At 48.8% G+C, this 15,882-nt stretch carries 17 protein-coding genes and 2 pseudogenes; 11 read left to right on the forward strand and 8 right to left on the reverse strand.

Annotation, left to right across the window (positions count from 1 at the left end):
- Positions 1-241 precede the first annotated feature (241 nt).
- The gene (locus JVX88_RS08795; protein WP_315875335.1) at positions 242-550 is read right to left on the reverse strand and encodes a DUF4058 family protein; all 309 of its coding nucleotides are present in this window, start codon (positions 548-550) and stop codon (positions 242-244) included.
- Positions 551-829: 279 nt separating this feature from the next.
- Here JVX88_RS08795 and JVX88_RS08800 point away from each other — a divergent pair, with 279 nt between their 5' ends.
- The 4 genes and pseudogenes from JVX88_RS08800 to JVX88_RS43950 all read left to right on the forward strand — a co-directional run bounded on the left by JVX88_RS08800 (position 830) and on the right by JVX88_RS43950 (position 2,083).
- Complete coding sequence (locus tag JVX88_RS08800; protein ID WP_263975578.1) at positions 830-943, forward strand: 23S rRNA (pseudouridine(1915)-N(3))-methyltransferase RlmH; 114 nt, start codon at positions 830-832, stop codon at positions 941-943.
- A complete protein-coding gene (locus JVX88_RS08805; protein WP_211626962.1) occupies positions 940-1,293 on the forward strand; it encodes a TraR/DksA family transcriptional regulator in 354 nt (117 codons plus the stop codon). Before JVX88_RS08800 ends, JVX88_RS08805 begins: the two co-directional genes overlap by 4 nt.
- Before the next feature lie 76 nt (positions 1,294-1,369).
- A pseudogene (locus tag JVX88_RS43945) lies at positions 1,370-1,570 on the forward strand (double zinc ribbon domain-containing protein); the annotation flags it as partial.
- Between the two features lie 171 nt (positions 1,571-1,741).
- Positions 1,742-2,083 carry a phosphoribosyltransferase family protein gene (locus JVX88_RS43950; protein ID WP_211626963.1) on the forward strand — a complete coding sequence of 114 codons (342 nt, stop codon included), beginning with the start codon at positions 1,742-1,744 and terminating at the stop codon, positions 2,081-2,083.
- Here JVX88_RS43950 and JVX88_RS08815 read toward each other — a convergent pair.
- Together JVX88_RS08815 and tsaD are read right to left on the reverse strand one after the other, a co-directional pair.
- Positions 2,080-4,065, reverse strand: a complete 1,986-nt coding sequence (locus JVX88_RS08815; RefSeq protein ID WP_211626964.1) for a PQQ-dependent sugar dehydrogenase — start codon at positions 4,063-4,065, stop codon at positions 2,080-2,082. The two genes, JVX88_RS43950 and JVX88_RS08815, sit on opposite strands and share 4 nt — an antisense overlap.
- Before the next feature lie 218 nt (positions 4,066-4,283).
- Complete coding sequence (gene tsaD, locus JVX88_RS08820; RefSeq protein ID WP_211626965.1) at positions 4,284-5,357, reverse strand: tRNA (adenosine(37)-N6)-threonylcarbamoyltransferase complex transferase subunit TsaD; 1,074 nt, start codon at positions 5,355-5,357, stop codon at positions 4,284-4,286.
- 198 nt (positions 5,358-5,555) lie between these two features.
- Between tsaD and trxA the strand changes: the two genes are divergently transcribed.
- Positions 5,556-5,882: a thioredoxin gene (gene trxA / locus JVX88_RS08825; RefSeq protein WP_211626966.1), complete on the forward strand. Its 327-nt coding sequence runs from the start codon at positions 5,556-5,558 to the stop codon at positions 5,880-5,882.
- A 118-nt stretch (positions 5,883-6,000) separates the two neighbouring features.
- Here the strand turns inward: trxA and dapB are convergent, their stop codons facing one another.
- Positions 6,001-6,741, reverse strand: a complete 741-nt coding sequence (dapB, locus tag JVX88_RS08830) for a 4-hydroxy-tetrahydrodipicolinate reductase (RefSeq protein ID WP_211626967.1) — start codon at positions 6,739-6,741, stop codon at positions 6,001-6,003.
- 41 nt (positions 6,742-6,782) lie between these two features.
- A complete protein-coding gene (locus JVX88_RS08835) occupies positions 6,783-7,190 on the reverse strand; it encodes a hypothetical protein (RefSeq protein ID WP_211626968.1) in 408 nt (135 codons plus the stop codon).
- Here JVX88_RS08835 and JVX88_RS08840 point away from each other — a divergent pair.
- The 4 genes from JVX88_RS08840 to JVX88_RS08855 all read left to right on the forward strand — a co-directional run bounded on the left by JVX88_RS08840 (position 7,160) and on the right by JVX88_RS08855 (position 11,002).
- Positions 7,160-7,846 (forward strand): hypothetical protein, encoded by a 687-nt coding sequence (locus tag JVX88_RS08840; RefSeq protein WP_225931516.1) that lies wholly within the window; start codon positions 7,160-7,162, stop codon positions 7,844-7,846. The genes JVX88_RS08835 and JVX88_RS08840 overlap by 31 nt on opposite strands.
- Before the next feature lie 24 nt (positions 7,847-7,870).
- Positions 7,871-8,617: a LamB/YcsF family protein gene (locus JVX88_RS08845; protein WP_211626969.1), complete on the forward strand. Its 747-nt coding sequence runs from the start codon at positions 7,871-7,873 to the stop codon at positions 8,615-8,617.
- The gene (locus tag JVX88_RS08850; RefSeq protein ID WP_211626970.1) at positions 8,614-9,789 is read left to right on the forward strand and encodes an NRAMP family divalent metal transporter; all 1,176 of its coding nucleotides are present in this window, start codon (positions 8,614-8,616) and stop codon (positions 9,787-9,789) included. Before JVX88_RS08845 ends, JVX88_RS08850 begins: the two co-directional genes overlap by 4 nt.
- A 70-nt stretch (positions 9,790-9,859) precedes the next feature.
- Positions 9,860-11,002 carry a VWA domain-containing protein gene (locus JVX88_RS08855; RefSeq protein WP_211626971.1) on the forward strand — a complete coding sequence of 381 codons (1,143 nt, stop codon included), beginning with the start codon at positions 9,860-9,862 and terminating at the stop codon, positions 11,000-11,002.
- Between the two features lie 47 nt (positions 11,003-11,049).
- Here the strand turns inward: JVX88_RS08855 and ilvA are convergent, their stop codons facing one another.
- The gene (ilvA, locus tag JVX88_RS08860; protein ID WP_211626972.1) at positions 11,050-12,276 is read right to left on the reverse strand and encodes a threonine ammonia-lyase; all 1,227 of its coding nucleotides are present in this window, start codon (positions 12,274-12,276) and stop codon (positions 11,050-11,052) included.
- Between the two features lie 491 nt (positions 12,277-12,767).
- Between ilvA and JVX88_RS43955 the strand changes: the two genes are divergently transcribed.
- Complete coding sequence (locus tag JVX88_RS43955; protein ID WP_225931363.1) at positions 12,768-13,358, forward strand: paraslipin; 591 nt, start codon at positions 12,768-12,770, stop codon at positions 13,356-13,358.
- Here JVX88_RS43955 and JVX88_RS08870 read toward each other — a convergent pair.
- Positions 13,355-14,110, reverse strand: a pseudogene (locus tag JVX88_RS08870) (VWA domain-containing protein); the annotation flags it as partial. The gene JVX88_RS43955 and the pseudogene JVX88_RS08870 overlap by 4 nt on opposite strands.
- Positions 14,111-14,192: 82 nt before the next feature.
- Positions 14,193-15,323: a serine hydrolase domain-containing protein gene (locus tag JVX88_RS08875; RefSeq protein ID WP_211626975.1), complete on the reverse strand. Its 1,131-nt coding sequence runs from the start codon at positions 15,321-15,323 to the stop codon at positions 14,193-14,195.
- A 96-nt stretch (positions 15,324-15,419) separates the two neighbouring features.
- Here JVX88_RS08875 and JVX88_RS08880 point away from each other — a divergent pair, with 96 nt between their 5' ends.
- Entirely contained in the window at positions 15,420-15,875 is a 456-nt protein-coding gene (locus JVX88_RS08880; protein ID WP_211626976.1) for a hypothetical protein, read from the forward strand.
- Positions 15,876-15,882: the final 7 nt, after the last annotated feature.

A 15,882-nucleotide genomic window follows, 5' to 3' on the forward strand; every position in this document is an offset into this window, starting at 1 on the left:
CAGGTGGATAATCTGACCCAAGGGCAGCTGAAAGCCTGATGCAGGCGGAAACTATTTGCTTTTGCTAGAAGCAATACTCTGTATTTAACTTGGAGATTTAACTATGCAAGCTCATCAGTTTAGTCAAGTTATGACGCTCGTTCCATGCCGACAACAATGACGCCCAACAACCGCCCAAAATTTAGGCATACTTGCCATTGGTCAAACTGTATTTTGGCAATAGCATTGACACCAGCTTATCTCAACCTTCATCACCATTCAGATTGACAAAAGGAGCAACGTCCGCCATTTCCCAAGGTACTGGTAGTGGGTTGCGATAGTCGATGAAATAGTCATAGCCTAACTGCTCGTACAGGTCGGTAATAATTGTGCGTAAATCAACGATTACCTCTGGATCTTCTGGTCGTAACGGTAGGGGGAATAGGGGAATTGGATCACTGAGATTAAAAGAATACAGATCGGCTATAGGACGAGTTTGGGAACGACTGACTAAAATTCGATAGTGACTTTGCATCGCCTGTGTAAGCAGCTCTAAGATTTTAATTGTGATGGACTATGGCGATCGTCCTTTCAGAGGAAAGCTAGGATCAACTGTGGGAAGCGAGTTGGCAACAGGCTCGCTGTGGTGATCCGACAGATTCCTCTGACTGGGTCGTAGAATATCCATCCCAGTTGGCAACAGGCTATAAGCGAGAAATTGAATTGCGGAATGGCATTAATCTCACCTTGCACAATTATCGATTTCATGAGAACCTCACCGTCAACAGCGCCCAAACAGATAAAAATGGCTATCTAGAATTTGTGTTCAATCTCTCCTCTGTGAATCGATATTGGGTTATCCTTATCGTTTCTAACTTTTACGCACGAAATGGCTCGTGTCGTTCTGTTAGAACAGCTATATAGGGCATTTACAATAATTAGGGGCTTTCCTTACCAGAAATGAATAAGACCACATTAAAGGCGATCCGTAAGCGGCTTGATGAGGAGCGTGAATTCCTTATAACAAAGCTTAACGGGAATGACCTTTCCATTGACGATTCCGAGACCCCGGACCCCGTCGATCTAGCAGTCAGAAATTACTCAAAGAATGTTCTTTTAGCAGTATCCGAAAACGAAAGCCGTCAGCTGGCTCTCATTGACGAGGCTTTAAGAAGGATGGACGACGATGAATTCGGAAAATGCCAAAACTGTGAAAAGGATATTACTCCAAAACGTCTTGAGGCTATCCCCTGGGCTCGTTATTGTTTGGACTGTCAGGAACTTGTTGAACAAGGACTTTTGGATGACGAATAGTCCGCTCTGCGTTAGTTAACATTTTTAGCGATCGCACTTCTCTGTTCCCTGAATTCTTATTCTGAACTTCTCACAGATGTTTGGTCTTTTCGACGCCCTAACATCATTAGTCTTTCCGCTAACTTGCAGCATATGTAGCAAGATCGTCGAATCAACACACAATGCAGACGTTTGTTTAGCCTGCTGGTCAGAAACTGCGTTTTTCCAAGATGATGCACCCATTTGCCAACGCTGTAGCCGAAGATTCGAAAGGATCGCATTAGGACAAACAGCCTCTTGCTCTGATTGCGTCGGCCACTACTATGACAAAGTGATCTCCTTAGGGCCTTATGAAAAGGGGATAAAAGCCTCAATCATCTACCTAAAAACAAATCCTAAAGTCCCTAAAATACTAAGAAAGTGCATTGAGGAACGTCTGTCATCGATCAAGTTTGAGGCCGATACCATAATGCCGGTACCGCTATCGCGCGAACGCAGATTCGAACGTGGTTTTAATCAGGCAGAGGTAATTGCCAAAGTGGTTGCACGAACGTTGAATATATCAATGGATGCAAAAAGCCTTACTCGGACGGCGCATACGCTGGCACATCGTGCAGGAATGGACAGTAAGGCAAGGGCCAATACGGTCGAAAAAGCTTTTAGGGTCGTGAGGGAGGGGTTTGTCAAAGAGAAAAGGGTGCTGCTCGTCGATGACGTACTCACTACCGGCTCCACCGTTTCTGCATGTGCTCGAGAGCTGAGACGCAGCGGAGCCGGATCGGTAACCGTCTTCACGATCGCCAGAGCCTAGGGCCGGTCATAGAACGGGATCGGAAGATCTCCATTCAGCCCGAACTGAAAATACTGGAGAGACGAGTTCGAGCTTCTGATGATGTACCAAACACCGTTTGATGGCCTGAACACTGCCGCGTCATCAATGCTGTCGCCATCGTAATCCCCGACCACTGGGATATCACCATTCAAGCCCCAACTGAATATTCTGATGTCATTATTGAGGCTCCTAATCATATACCATACACCGTTCGAAGGCCTGAAGACAGCGAGATCGGAACGGGTATCACCATCATAGTCCGCGGCAACAGGAATATCACCGTCAAGGCCGAACTGGCCAGAGAAGAACGTACCATTTGAACTATTCTGCCGATACCACGTGCCGTTTGATGGCCGCCAAAGAGCAATGTCGTATCTTCCGTCACCGTCAAAATCACCGGGGGTTGGCCGATCACCACTCAAACCGAACGGTATCGCAGCAAATCCCTGATCACTGCTGCGGAAAACATACCAAACTCCTGTCGATGGTCTAAAAACAACAAAATCCGCCAATCCGTCGCCGTCATAATCACCCGCAACCGGAATATCTCCATTCGCTCCGAACTGGAAACCGGCAAACGTAGAATCAGAGCTTCTTAGGTAAAGCCAGGTTCCCTCCGACGGTCTAAAAACTCCGATATCTGTTTTAAGGTCACCGTCATAATCCTTCGCAACGGGGATGTCGTTCTCAAGTCCGAACCTGACAGTGCCGATATTCCCGTTCCCACTATTTCTGATGTACCAATTGCCTTCTGACGGACGATAAACGCTGATATCAGTTAGCAGGTCTCCGTCGAAATCAGCAGAGGGCTTGTTCCCAAGTATCTTATCGACCGTACCGCCGAGCCCGATCACGTAAAGTTCGCCGTCCTCATCCTCCCCAAATGATGAAATATTTCGGGTCGTATCTAATAGCATCGTCTGCTGATTGTTGAACCAGGTTAGTATCTCCCCGGAACAATAATCGCCGTAAAGATACTCGCCTTTTCGACGAGCATTCTGAACGCCGCGATAAACGTATCCGCCCGTTATCGAACACCGCGGCGATGTCCGCGGATATTCAAAAACCGGAGGAGTGTGCTGAATGGGGTTACTCCCCGTAGAACAAAGATCAGGATTTAGACCGGTACAAAGCGTGCCTTCATAGACCCGCCAACCGAGATTCGCCCCTAGGGAAATTATGCTGACCTCCTCCCTGGCTGACTGACCCACATCACCAGCCCAAAGCTGCCTATTGCCTCCACGATCGAAGGACCATCGCCAAGGGTTACGAAGCCCAATAGCATAGATCTCGTCAGCGCCGGGCACCCCAACATAAGGATTATCCGGTGGAATCGTGTAGGGCGGGTTCGCGTTGTTGCCCGAGACATCAGGCGTGATCCGCAGAAACTTGCCAAGGAGCTCATTTATATTTTGTGAGCGACTTCCCGGATCGTTTCCCGAACCGCCATCCCCCATTCCGATATAAAGGTTTCCATCCGGACCAAATTCGATCATCCCACCATTGTGGTTTGTGAATGGTTGAGAGATGGTCATTAGGATGCGCTCACTATTTGGATCGCCGACAGTGTTATTCTGAGTCGCGGTAAATCTGGAAATGATAGTGGCCCCATCCCCGGTGCGTGTGTAATTCACGAAAAAGTAGCTGTTCTCCCGGAAATTCGGGTGAAAAGCTAGTCCGAGCAGCCCACGTTCTCCGCCAGAGGTTATTCGCGTTGAAATGTTCATAAAGTCGGTCGTGGTGCGTGATCCGGGTTGCACCACCTTAATTATCCCGCCCTGTTGAACGATGAACATCCTCCGCGTACCATCACGTGCACTTGTCAAAAGCACCGGTGATGTAAGTCCCGTAATATATCCCTGAAACACACGAAATGGCGGTGCGGTCTGCTGAGAATTAACCGCAATAGTGATCGCAAAGATCAAACTAAAGACGCATGATGCGAAACTGATCCTCTTCATAATGTCTATTTTCCTCAAATGGATCGATCTTTCAGGTCGAGTCCTTGGCACTGGGCAGGAACGTGATGATACAGATCGAATTTACTTACTACGGAAATTTCAAAACAGGCCAACGCAGGCATTTGACCGATCAATGGATCACAGGACCGTGGAGGATACGTACGTGATCTGTTGAATGTACTAATTGTAAATCCTCGCCGCCCTCTTACGCAATACCTTTATACGCGATAACGCGGCCTCTTACCTGCACCAGTGGGCTCTGTGATGCCGTCATTTTGCAGCCGGAGCGTTACGTCAGCTGTTATGTTTTCATCAGAGACACGTCCTGATGATAAATGGAAGTAGCCTGCCGCCGCGATCATCGCGGCATTATCGGTCGAAAGATGTTTTGATGGGAAATAGACTGGAATACCCAAACTGTCGGCCATTTTTCGTGACTCGTCCTGCAGCTTTAAATTACAAGCCACGCCACCGGCAACTATCAATGAACGCGGAGTTAGTTCAAGTGCCAATCTCTCCAATGTTGATACAAGAGCGTCCACAACCGAAGCCTGGAAGCTGGCCGCAAGGTCACACAGCTCCTGCGTCGCATGACCACCTCCAACTGGATCGATGGCGTTCTCCTTCATATACTTCGCAACAGCAGTTTTTAGCCCGCTAAAGCTTAGGTCTGGACGCCCGTCCGAGATCTTGGCCTTAGTGAATCTCACGGCTTTCGCATCGCCATCCTGTGCGATCCTTTCAATTATAGGACCGCCGGGATAGCCCAATCCTAGCATCTTTGCGACTTTATCAAATGCCTCTCCGGCAGCATCATCACGCGTCCTCGAAACCAAACGATATCTTCCCGATTCGGGGACAAAAAAGATGTTGGTATGGCCTCCCGAGACGATCAAGGCCAAGGTTGGAAACACTATCTTGGGGTTGTCAAAAACGACTGAAAAGACGTGGCCCTCAATATGATTCACACCGATCAAAGGAATATTCAGGCCGAAAGAAAGAGCCTTTGCATAAGAAACACCAACTAACAAAGCCCCGACCAACCCCGGCCCCTGTGTAACGGCTATGGCGTCAACCTCTTCCAGCGAGATGCTCGCTTCGGACAGCGCCGTTGAAACTACCTGTTCGATCTTTTCAAGATGCTCACGCGACGCCAATTCCGGCACAACACCGCCATACGGCCGATGTAGCCGGATCTGTGAGGAGATTATGGATGAAAGTATCGTCCGACCGTCACGGACCACCGCAGCGGCCGTCTCATCGCAAGACGTCTCAATGCCGAGCACCAGCATATATCAAAGATTAAGCACCTCCGCCAGATCGCGCAAATCAGATTGACGTTTGACATTTGTAATCACCTTTGTTACAGTTCTTCATGGTTCGTTTGTTGGTGTTGTGAAGTGCTTATTTCAGACGAGCTATAACGATCGGTCTTTGCGCCGTCTTCGGACGCTAGGCTATAATTTGGCAATATTTATCAGGAGAATAAAATGGGGAATTTCGCGAAGGAAATAACGGATTCAAACTTTGAGAATGATGTCTTGGGTGCCGATGTGCCCGTACTTGTAGATTTCTGGGCCGAATGGTGCGGCCCGTGCAGGATGATCGCACCAACGGTTGAGGCAGTAGCAGAGGAGTTTAGCGGTAAAGCAGGTGTTTATAAGATGAATGTTGACGAAAACCAAAATGTGCCAAACCGTTTTGGTATAAGAAGCATACCGACGCTTATTGTCTTCAAGGGCGGCCAGGAACAGGAACGCATCGTTGGCGCAGTCGGAAGAGAGCAAATATCGAAAGTGATAAGCAAATATATCTAATAAATTTGGAGGACAAGCGCTGCACTCCGCCATACAGTTTTGGTTCTTCAGAAATACAGGTAAATATCAGAAGCACCATTGTCCTCCTTCCCATTACAATCATTGATTTACGGTTAGGCTATCTTTTCTCGGGTTTTACTGGAGCAGACAACATTTCCCAAATAACGTCCGCAAACTCATAAAATCCCTTTCTATCCTTTATCCACTCTGCCCCCAGCACGGCCCCATGGGCGAAACATTCACGGTTGCGTGCTGTATGTTGTATCAGCACCTGATCTGAAGGACCGTCAAACCCAAGTCTGTGAGTCCCGGGGATGTTTCCCGCTCGTGTTACGGCAATTGGAATGCGAACACGATTCATAGAATCGTCCCGATAAAGTTTTGTTGACACTATATCCTCTAGTTTTATCGCCGTTCCACTAGGAGAATCTTTTTTGCGTGAATGATGTTGCTCCTCAATAAAAGCTTCATATTCGGGGAATTTGCTCAAAAGCTCGGCGGCATAGTCTGCGATTCGGTAAAAAAGATTCACCCCGATCGAGAAATTCGCTCCATAGATCATTGCTCCGTTGTGAGCGGCGACCAATTTCTCAACCTCTTCCCTATCCTTGTGCCAACCGGTCGTCCCCTCGACGATCGGAATACCCGCTAGCATGCACGCCTCAACATTGCGGCTTACTGCATCCGCGGACGAAAAATCGATCCCAACATCTGCGATCTTCAGCGTCTCAGCAAGCTTTTCGGAAGCAAGGCCGGCATGAGATTCATTTACCACGACGACCTTGTCGTGGCCCCGTTCTGCCGCGACCGTCTCGATCAGCCTGCCCATCTTTCCGTATCCGATAAGAGCGATCTTCATAAAAGAGAGTTTGCCACAGAGAATAGAGAAGATGCACTACTTCAGTCAGACGTTTCGGCAACCAAGAGCCGTTTCACGAGCGACGCATACTGCTCGACCGCCATTTCGAGGTCTTTCTTCAGCACAAATTCATCTTTTGTATGTGCCACCAATATAGAGCCCGGGCCAAGAAGTAGCGGTTTGCCCCAATTGGGCATATGCGGGATGTCGGTGGTGAACCGGACTACCTTTTGAGTAAAGCCCTCAACCGGATGAAGCCTTACCGGTTCGCTGCACGAAAGAACTTCTATCTCACCACGACCGCGGACGACGCTTTCGAGAGCCTGCTCGATAGGCTCTCTTTTTGTCGTTAGCCGAATAAGGTGGCGCCGACCTCGATGCTCATCTAAATGGAAGTTCGGTCGCTCGATGGCGATGCATCCGTGCTGAAGACAGATCAGTGCTTTCATTCAAAGATCGAAAGGAAGGCAACCGTTGTTATCTTGCCGTCGATGGCGAACTTGAGGTGCTGAAATGGCTTGGCAGCAGCTCGACCGATCTTCGCTGTGGACTGCCCGGATCTCTGGGGCGAAGATTGCTCGCCGGCGATGAGATACCTCTATGTGCGATGAATTATGGAGTTTACACATCAAACGTTATTATCTCTCGCTCATTGATACCTAAATACTCTCGCTTTCCGACGGTCCGTGTTATTAAAGGGCCCGAGTTTTCGAGATTATCAGAAAATGCCGCACGAGAGCTATTTGATCAGCAATTTACGATCTCACCGGATTCAAATAGGATGGGCTTCCGCCTGAAGGGACAAACAATATCGATTTTGGACACAACTGAGATGCTATCGTCAGGTGTTACATTCGGAACGGTTCAGTTATTGCCAAATGGTCAACTGGTGGTATTGATGGCAGATCATCAAACTACAGGAGGCTATCCGCGTATTTTGCAAGTTTGCTCGGTCGATCTGCCGCTCTTGGCCCAGCTCGGCACCGGAGACAAGATACATTTTCATCCCATAGAACTTGCAGAAGCAGAGCAGCTTGCTATAGATCTGCAACACAACATCAAACGATTGCGGGTCGCCACTGAACTTAGAAAGGCTCTCCACTAAAACCTGTTATAATCTTATCCTTCAATGACACGATCGATCGATCTAAATTGTGATCTCGGTGAAGGTTGTCCCAACGATGCCGAATTGATGCAATACATCTCGTCTGTAAATATCGCCTGTGGAATGCACGCCGGCGATAGGACCACGATGCTAAGTACCGTCGAATTGGCAATAGAATATCAGGTCACTATAGGAGCTCATCCTGGATACCCCGATCGCGAAAATTTTGGCCGCTTCGCATTGGATCTTTCTGAGAAGGAGCTATTTAAAACGATCGAAGACCAGATCTCGGAATTACGCGAGATATGCGATCAAAAAGGAGTGATTCTCCGACACGTCAAACCGCACGGGGCTCTTTACAATCGTTCTGCTGCCGATCCCAACACGGCTGCGCTAATAGCCGAATGTATTAAGGAAATAGACAGCGGACTTATACTTTTCGGGCTCTCTGAAAGTTATTCGATAAAAGAAGCCGAACGGATCGGCCTTCGCACAGCGTCCGAAGTATTCGCCGATCGAACGTATCGTTCCGATCGTTCCTTAACGCCAAGAAGCGAACCGTATGCTTTGATCCAGGATTCGCACTCCGCGGCCGAACAGGCGCTGGATCTGGTGAAGTATGGTCTTGTCCGCTCAACAGATGCGCTGATGCTTTCGGTCAAGGCTGAGACGATCTGCCTTCACGGTGACGGGCCCAATGCTGTGGAATTTGCGAAGACGATCAGAAGTGCTCTTTCAAATTCCGGATTCGCGATCAAAAGCTTCGAATGAGATCAACAAAAGCATCAACGGCAATACTTGGCGCGGCTTTTCTGATGGCCACTTCTGCTGTCGGGCCAGGATTCCTTACCCAAACGACGGTTTTCACGACACAGTTACTCGCAAGTTTCGGATTTGTGATCCTCGTTTCGGTTGTCCTGGATATTTTTGCCCAACTGAACATCTGGCGGGTTCTGACGGTCAGCGGCAAACGCGGTCAGGACGTTGCGAACGAGACCATTCCCGGCAGCGGTTATCTTTTGGCCGGAATGGTCGTCTTCGGAGGCCTTGTGTTCAATATCGGAAATATTGCTGGTACAGGTCTTGGTATGAACGTCCTTTTTGGCATCCCGGTCCAGTTCGGAGCAGCCATTAGCGCGGCGATCGCGATAACGATCTTTCTGATAAGGGATTTTGGACGCGTGATGGACGCATTTGTAAAGGTGCTAGGCCTGATGATGTTGTTGCTTATAGTTTATGTCGTGTTCACCTCACGCCCGCCGATCGCGGAAGCAGCGTATCGAACAATTTTCCCTGCCACTTTAGATGCAGCAGCCATCGTTACTTTGGTCGGTGGCACTGTTGGAGGATACATCACATTTGCCGGGGCTCACCGGCTGATCGATGCCGGCATCTCAGGGGTGGAAGAACTGTCCCGTGTTGATAAAAGCGCAGTGACCGGCATCTTATTGACCACTTTGATCCGTTTTCTTCTGTTTCTGGCGGCTTTTGGTGTGGTCGCGATGGGAGTATCGATAGATACTGCGAATCCGCCGGCTTCGGTGTTTCAGAATGCCGCGGGCGAAATAGGCTACAAACTTTTTGGTGTAGTGATGTGGGCAGCAGCTATCACATCAACAGTAGGGGCGGCGTTTACTTCAGTATCATTTTTCAAAACGTTCAGCAAACGAATTGAAGAGAAGAGCAATCTCATAATAGTAGCGTTTATTCTGTTTTCGACGGGTATTTTTCTCTTGATCGGGCGTCCGGTACAGGTGCTGATCTGGGCGGGAACCATAAACGGTTTTATACTTCCGATCGGGCTTGCCATCATATTATTGGGGGCAAGACGGGTATTAGATAGCATAGATTACGCCCATCCGAAATGGTTGGAGTTAGCAGGTTGGCTTGTAGTGGCTATAATGACCGCATTCTCGATCCTGACGATCTTTGGAAAACTATAATAACGCGGTGATCCAGATCGAACCAGCGCTCGTCAAAGCATAGATACCACATTCGCTCGATAAAGTTAGTATGAAAAGGTTCTTGCATTTATCAGTCTTTTTATTGCTTGCGGCTACTCTCGCCTTTTCGCAATCCGGAAGACGCGTCGAACCGCAACCGACCCCAACGCCCGCTGCTGTCGAACTTTATTCGGAAACCGTTCCTTTGCCAAAGCGCCCACCCCGCGTTTCGCCTCGCTTCCGCTCCGTAGGCGCAGACAATATTCCCAGCACGCGCTCAAACAATTCAGACGGCTCGGTCGGCGATGTGGAAGACATCGAGGACGTGGTCAGGGTCGCGACAAACCTAGTTACCATTCCGGTCTCAGTTTTTGACCGCAATGGCTTTTACATTCCTGGACTTAGAAAAGAGAATTTCAAGATCTTCGATAACGGTGTCGAACAAGAGATCGAATATTTCGCCACCACTGAACAGGCGTTCACCGTCGTGCTGATGATAGATACAAGTCCTTCGACGCAGTACAAGATAGAGGAGATCAGGAACGCAGCACGGGCCTTTGTAGATCAGTTGAAACCGCAGGACCGTGTTGCAGTTATCGAATTCAACGGCAGCATAAAAGTTAGGACCGAGGCGACCACTAATCGTACTGCGATCTATAATGCGATTCGCAAAACGAATTGGGGGGGCGGCACGTCGCTCTATGACGCCGTCGACCTTGCTTTCAGACGACACATCGCAACGATAGAGGGAAGAAAAGCAGTAGTCATATTCACTGACGGTGTTGATACAACATCCCGGCGTGCGACGTACGATTCTACGTTGGACCTTGCGGAGGAACTCGACGCCTTGGTCTTTGCCGTTTATTACAATACCTTTTACGAAACGGCCAGATCGATGCCGCAATCATGGCCATTCCCTGGAAGGACTCAGACCGGTCGCGGCACGACCTCAGGTGAATATGCTGTCGGCAGAAAGTATATTGAAGAACTTACAGCATATACGGGCGGTCGTATGTTCCGCCCGGAAGCAACCCCCGGCGGACTGGAACGAGCCTTTGAAGCCATCGCCGAGGAGCTGCGCCGACAATACGATATTGGCTTTATCCCATCCGAAGATGGCTCTCCCGGCGAACGTCGCCAGATACGCGTACGAGTCGACCGTCCAAATCTTGTTGTCCGCTCTCGTGATAGCTACATTGTGGCTAAAAAATAATTCAATTGCCGATAAAACAGAATAAATATGGCGTCGTGGCAAATCTATTACCAGTCGCCCTGGTGTTCGAATTCAACGTGAAGACCGGCGTTTTCGAGCAAATTCTTAACCTCGGCTGCATGTTCTGCGTCGCGCACCTCTAGAATCGTCTCAATTCCCACGCTTCCTAAAGGAGCGAGCCAGATCGCACGTTGATGATAGACCTCGATCACATTTGCACGTGCTTCGGCTATAATTTTTAACATTCCGGCAAGCGAACCCGGGCGATCCGGCACCAGAACTTTGAAAATAACGTAGCGTCCCTTACGGACCAGAACCTGTTCGATTACGCGCGCGAGTACATTTCCATCAATATTTCCACCGCAAAGAACCGCGCAAACACGTTCATCCGGCGCGATCTTGAATTTACCGGCCATTATCGCCGCAACACCGGCCGCTCCCGCGCCTTCGACGACTAGATGAGCGTTTTGGGCAAGGTGGAATATGGCCTCGGAGATCTCTTCTTCGGTTACCTCCACGAGCTCATCAACATGATCCTTGATGATCGCGAGCGTGCGTTCCGCGGGACGCTTTATCGCAATTCCATCGGCGATCGTAGGCTTATAATCAATGTCAACAGGATGTCCGGCCTCGATAGAGGGCCGCACCGGTGCAACATTTGACGCCTGAACACCAATAACACGGGCACCTGGCACGAGTTCTTTCATCGCTATCGCGATTCCTGAAATAATGCCGCCGCCGCCTATAGGCACGACCACGGTCTTTATATCCGCAGAGGCTTCAGCGATCTCCATACCAATACTCCCCTGCCCTGCAATGATGTTGTCATTGTCGAATGCGTGAACATATGTAAAGCCGTGCTGTTTTTGCAGCTCGCGACTGTGATCGACCGCCTCATCGAATGTCTGGCCGTGCATTATGACTTCCGCCCCGAGAGCTTTTGTCGCGACGACCTTTGTCAGCGGGGCAAATTCGGGCAGAACTATCGTCGCTTTGATCCCGTTCAGCTGTGCCGCGAGAGCAACACCTTGTGCATGATTACCCGCCGATGCCGTTATCACGCCTTTTTCGCGTTCATCCGGCGAAAGCTGCGAGATCATATTGTAAGCACCCCGTATCTTGAACGAACCGGCCCGCTGGAGGTTCTCCGCCTTTAGGTAGATACGCGTGCCGAGCTGAGCTGTAAGCTTTTCGTCCTTAATTATTGGCGTTTTATGAACAACGCCGGTTATGCGCTCGCGTGCGGTGCGAATGTCATCGATCGAAACGGTCATAATGCGTTGAATTATAAGCGATTAGGAGGAAAATGATAATTGAGAAATGGTAAATGAACGAGGCCGAGATCTAAAATCGGCCTGACTTTTGATCAGTCAAATCCATTCCCGATAAATTTCAAATACTTGGGAAAACAGGCAGGACTCAGGATAAAGAAAAGGAACAAACACGAAGGAATGCCCGGAAAGCAATGGTTAGCCAAATGAAGAAGACATGTGGATATTTACTGCAGAATTAGGTATGAAAACTGTGCCTCCCGAGCGTTCCGTTCGTGTTGTCAATGAAACTCGTTATTTCATACGGAAATACCTTGCAAATGTTCCGCATATTTCAACCTATAACGCGAAGCGATCACACGCTTTGTATCATCGCCGCTAATTAAATAGACGCACCAAAAATAAAATTTCGGACGGCAGCTTTCGATCAAGTAATATCGCAATTCCCATTGAATTGGTTTATATTTGTTGCAAATACTTTCGTGGAGGTATCAATGGAAGCACTTTTAGGTGGACTCGGACTTTTCGTACTCTTCTTTCTTGGAATAGTTCTGCTAACTGTTGCCTGGAAAACAATAAAGATCGTCCCACAATCAAGCGTTCTGCTCATTGAAAGATTGGGTCGATTTCATCGTGTCGCCCAAAGTGGTCTTAACATTATTGTACCGTTCTTTGAAGCACCTCGGGCGGTCTATTGGACGAACGTGAGGCCCGGGCTAACCTCCATCGATCTCCGCGAGCAATACATAGATCTGCCTCCGCAGCCCGTTATTACGCGCGATAACGTAACTATCAACGTAGATTCTGTCGTCTATTGGCAGATCACCGATCCGATCAAATCCGTCTATGAGGTTGCCGACCTCGTCGGCGGTATAATTCAGCTTACTATCACGGGTATGCGTTCGGTCATGGGCGAAATGGACCTCGACCATACTCTTTCCTCCCGTGAAGAGATCAATTCCAAGCTGCGAATGATCCTTGATGAAGCTACAGACAAATGGGGCGTAAAAGTAACTCGTGTGGACGTTAAGAACATCAATCCGCCGGAAGACGTCAGGATCACGATGGAAAAACAGATGAGATAGATGAGAGCGTCTCCTTCTTCAGTCTCGTTTAATGTACTTTGATAGCTTGCACGGCGAGACGTTGTATCCACACCATCCGTGAAAAGAACGATCGCCTTGCGTCCTTCTATCCGGGCCAGTTCATTCTTAAGTGTTCTGTCAACAGCCTCATAAAGCGACGTTCCATTTCCCCACTGAGCCTGCCGGATCGCATAACGAAGCTCGTTCCTATTATTTGTAGGCGGCGTTAGGACGCGCATTCTTTCGTCAAATGAAATGACCATAACGCGATCGCTTGGGCGGAGCTGTTCAACGAATAAGATGGCAGCGTTGTGGATCTCATCCATTCGAAAGGCAGTCGATGGGCTTACATCGATAAGAAGAGCGACTGTAAATGGCTGTTCAGTGGATTGAAAATACTCTATCTTTTGCTGCTTGCCATTCTCGAAGATCTGAAAGTCACGTTCGGTAAGTCCGGAAATGAATCTGCCATCTCGGTCAAGAACCGAAACCGGCATCGTAACCAAATTGGTTTCGATCCGGATCACTTCATCATCGTCATTACTAACTGGATCTGGGGTCGAGGTCGGTCTAGTCTGTCCACCGACGAGCACGGGCGGTGCGTCCGGCCTGGAGCCGGAGCCTGGATACCGCTCGACGATCTGAGGCGCAGGTGTTGGAGCAACCCGCGGCCTGGTGGATCGATCGGCTTGTGCGACAGCGAAGAAAGTAAATGACCCCAACAATGCGAGCGCGAGCGCAACTCTTTTCATTTAGCGTAAACTCCGGCCTGAATCTTACTTCGGGGAAAGCGTCGTTAGGACGGCATATGAAGGTGAAAAGTTGCTATGTTTTTTAGCGTTTGCGGGAATCAAGCTCTTCGATCGCAAGGTCATGAAACTTACGCCGAACGGAATTGATATTCACGAAAGGCAATGAATGGCAATGAGTCCGATTTGTAAGCAGTATGAAAATGCGATCGTTGACCGGATCTATCCAAAGCGACGTTCCCGTAAACCCATTATGTCCAAAACTTTCCGGTGACATCCTGGTTCCGGCTGTTGAATCCTTGGTGGATGCGAGCTGAAACGCGAACGAACGCTCTTCGTTCATTCCCTTTGTGAAATTGATTCTGAAAAGCTCACAAGTTTCGGGTTTCAAGAGCTTTGTATATGGCGGCAAAAACTGTAGTGCTATCTTAAAAACCTCTTCCGCGGTCGAGAACAACCCCGCGTGTCCTGCAACCCCGCCCATAAAATAAGCATTCCCATCGTGAACCTCGCCCCAGATCTGATATGGACGAAAATACGCATCCGGATCACGCTCGGGATGTTCCTGACCGAAATAGCCCATCTCAAAACACGTTTTCTTCTCGTATTGATTACCGTTCTCACTTGCGGCGATCCTCGTAAGCAATATCTCCGTAAGTGGATCAAAACGAGTGTCTGAGAGCTCTAAGGTCCGGGAAACGTTCTTATAGAAAACAGAATCGATCTTATCTCCAAAGAGTCGTTCAATGATCGACATCAATAGCGTAAAGTTCAGATCACTATAGTTAACAGCGGGGCCTTCTGGCTCCAGTGGAAGACTTGAAATAAAGTAAACTATCTCATTCGGCTCATCAACTTCGATATAAAATGCTTTCCAAGCGGGCAGATGCGACGTATGCGTTAGAAGGTTTTCGACGATCACCTTTCTCATACTCGGCGATCCAATGCCCGTAATGGATCCAACACTTCCCTTCAGATCCAGCAAACCACGCTCGACCAGCATAGCCGCTAATAGCCCTGTTACCAATGGCTTTGTCAAACTTGCCAGGTCGTAGATAGTCTCCAATTTGGCGGGAATTACTTCAGGTTCGACCACAGCGTTTCCGACCGCATCATGAAAAACGACCTTACCGTTCTCAGCCACCAGATAAACCGCCGACGGAAAATCGTTTGCGGCGATGCATTCATTTAGAAATGCAGAGATGCGTTCATTCATCTTAACAATATCCTAACTTTTCTCATGGGACATTGACACCCTTCGAATACAGGAATACACTGTAACTCCACTTGTTACAAAAGGAGACTTTTTTCTATGAACAAAGCAGAATCTGCAGAACTGATACTTAAACTTTATGACCTGCGCCGCGAGGCGACAATGCGAAAGGCCCGCGATTGGATGTTTATGTTCAATCCGACCAGTGCTGATGACGTCGAGAAAACAATGATGGATCAGGAGGTTGGCGCTTATCTCCGAATGGTCCTATCTTACTGGGACATGGCCGCATCTTTGGTTGTCCACGGAGCGATCGATGCGGATATGTTCAACGATACCAATGGAGAACACATCGGTGTTTTTGCAAAGATCGAACCTTTCCTCGGTGAGCTCCGAGCAAAATGGGAAATGCCGGATGCGTTCAAGAATCTGGAAAAGGTGATTTATGATAAACCGGGCGGAAAAGAGCAGCTTGAAAAGACTCGTGCGTGGATGAAGTCCATACACGAACAAATGTCAGCAGGCGGCACCAGCGAAGCCTCTGCGACCGCATAGATCCCAA

Source organism: Leptolyngbya sp. 7M (genome assembly GCF_018128485.1).

Coding starts and splice junctions, on each gene's coding strand:
- dapB (WP_211626967.1), bottom strand. CDS start 6,741: ATGAAGATCGCTCTTATCGGATACGGAAAGATGGGCAGGCTGATCGAG.
- JVX88_RS08855 (WP_211626971.1), top strand. CDS start 9,860: ATGAAAAGGTTCTTGCATTTATCAGTCTTTTTATTGCTTGCGGCTACT.
- JVX88_RS08850 (WP_211626970.1), top strand. CDS start 8,614: ATGAGATCAACAAAAGCATCAACGGCAATACTTGGCGCGGCTTTTCTG.
- JVX88_RS08815 (WP_211626964.1), bottom strand. CDS start 4,065: ATGAAGAGGATCAGTTTCGCATCATGCGTCTTTAGTTTGATCTTTGCG.
- JVX88_RS08805 (WP_211626962.1), top strand. CDS start 940: ATGAATAAGACCACATTAAAGGCGATCCGTAAGCGGCTTGATGAGGAG.
- JVX88_RS08835 (WP_211626968.1), bottom strand. CDS start 7,190: ATGAAAGCACTGATCTGTCTTCAGCACGGATGCATCGCCATCGAGCGA.
- JVX88_RS43950 (WP_211626963.1), top strand. CDS start 1,742: ATGCCGGTACCGCTATCGCGCGAACGCAGATTCGAACGTGGTTTTAAT.
- ilvA (WP_211626972.1), bottom strand. CDS start 12,276: ATGACCGTTTCGATCGATGACATTCGCACCGCACGCGAGCGCATAACC.
- JVX88_RS08845 (WP_211626969.1), top strand. CDS start 7,871: ATGACACGATCGATCGATCTAAATTGTGATCTCGGTGAAGGTTGTCCC.
- trxA (WP_211626966.1), top strand. CDS start 5,556: ATGGGGAATTTCGCGAAGGAAATAACGGATTCAAACTTTGAGAATGAT.
- JVX88_RS08875 (WP_211626975.1), bottom strand. CDS start 15,323: ATGAATGAACGCATCTCTGCATTTCTAAATGAATGCATCGCCGCAAAC.
- JVX88_RS08880 (WP_211626976.1), top strand. CDS start 15,420: ATGAACAAAGCAGAATCTGCAGAACTGATACTTAAACTTTATGACCTG.
- JVX88_RS43955 (WP_225931363.1), top strand. CDS start 12,768: ATGGAAGCACTTTTAGGTGGACTCGGACTTTTCGTACTCTTCTTTCTT.
- tsaD (WP_211626965.1), bottom strand. CDS start 5,357: ATGCTGGTGCTCGGCATTGAGACGTCTTGCGATGAGACGGCCGCTGCG.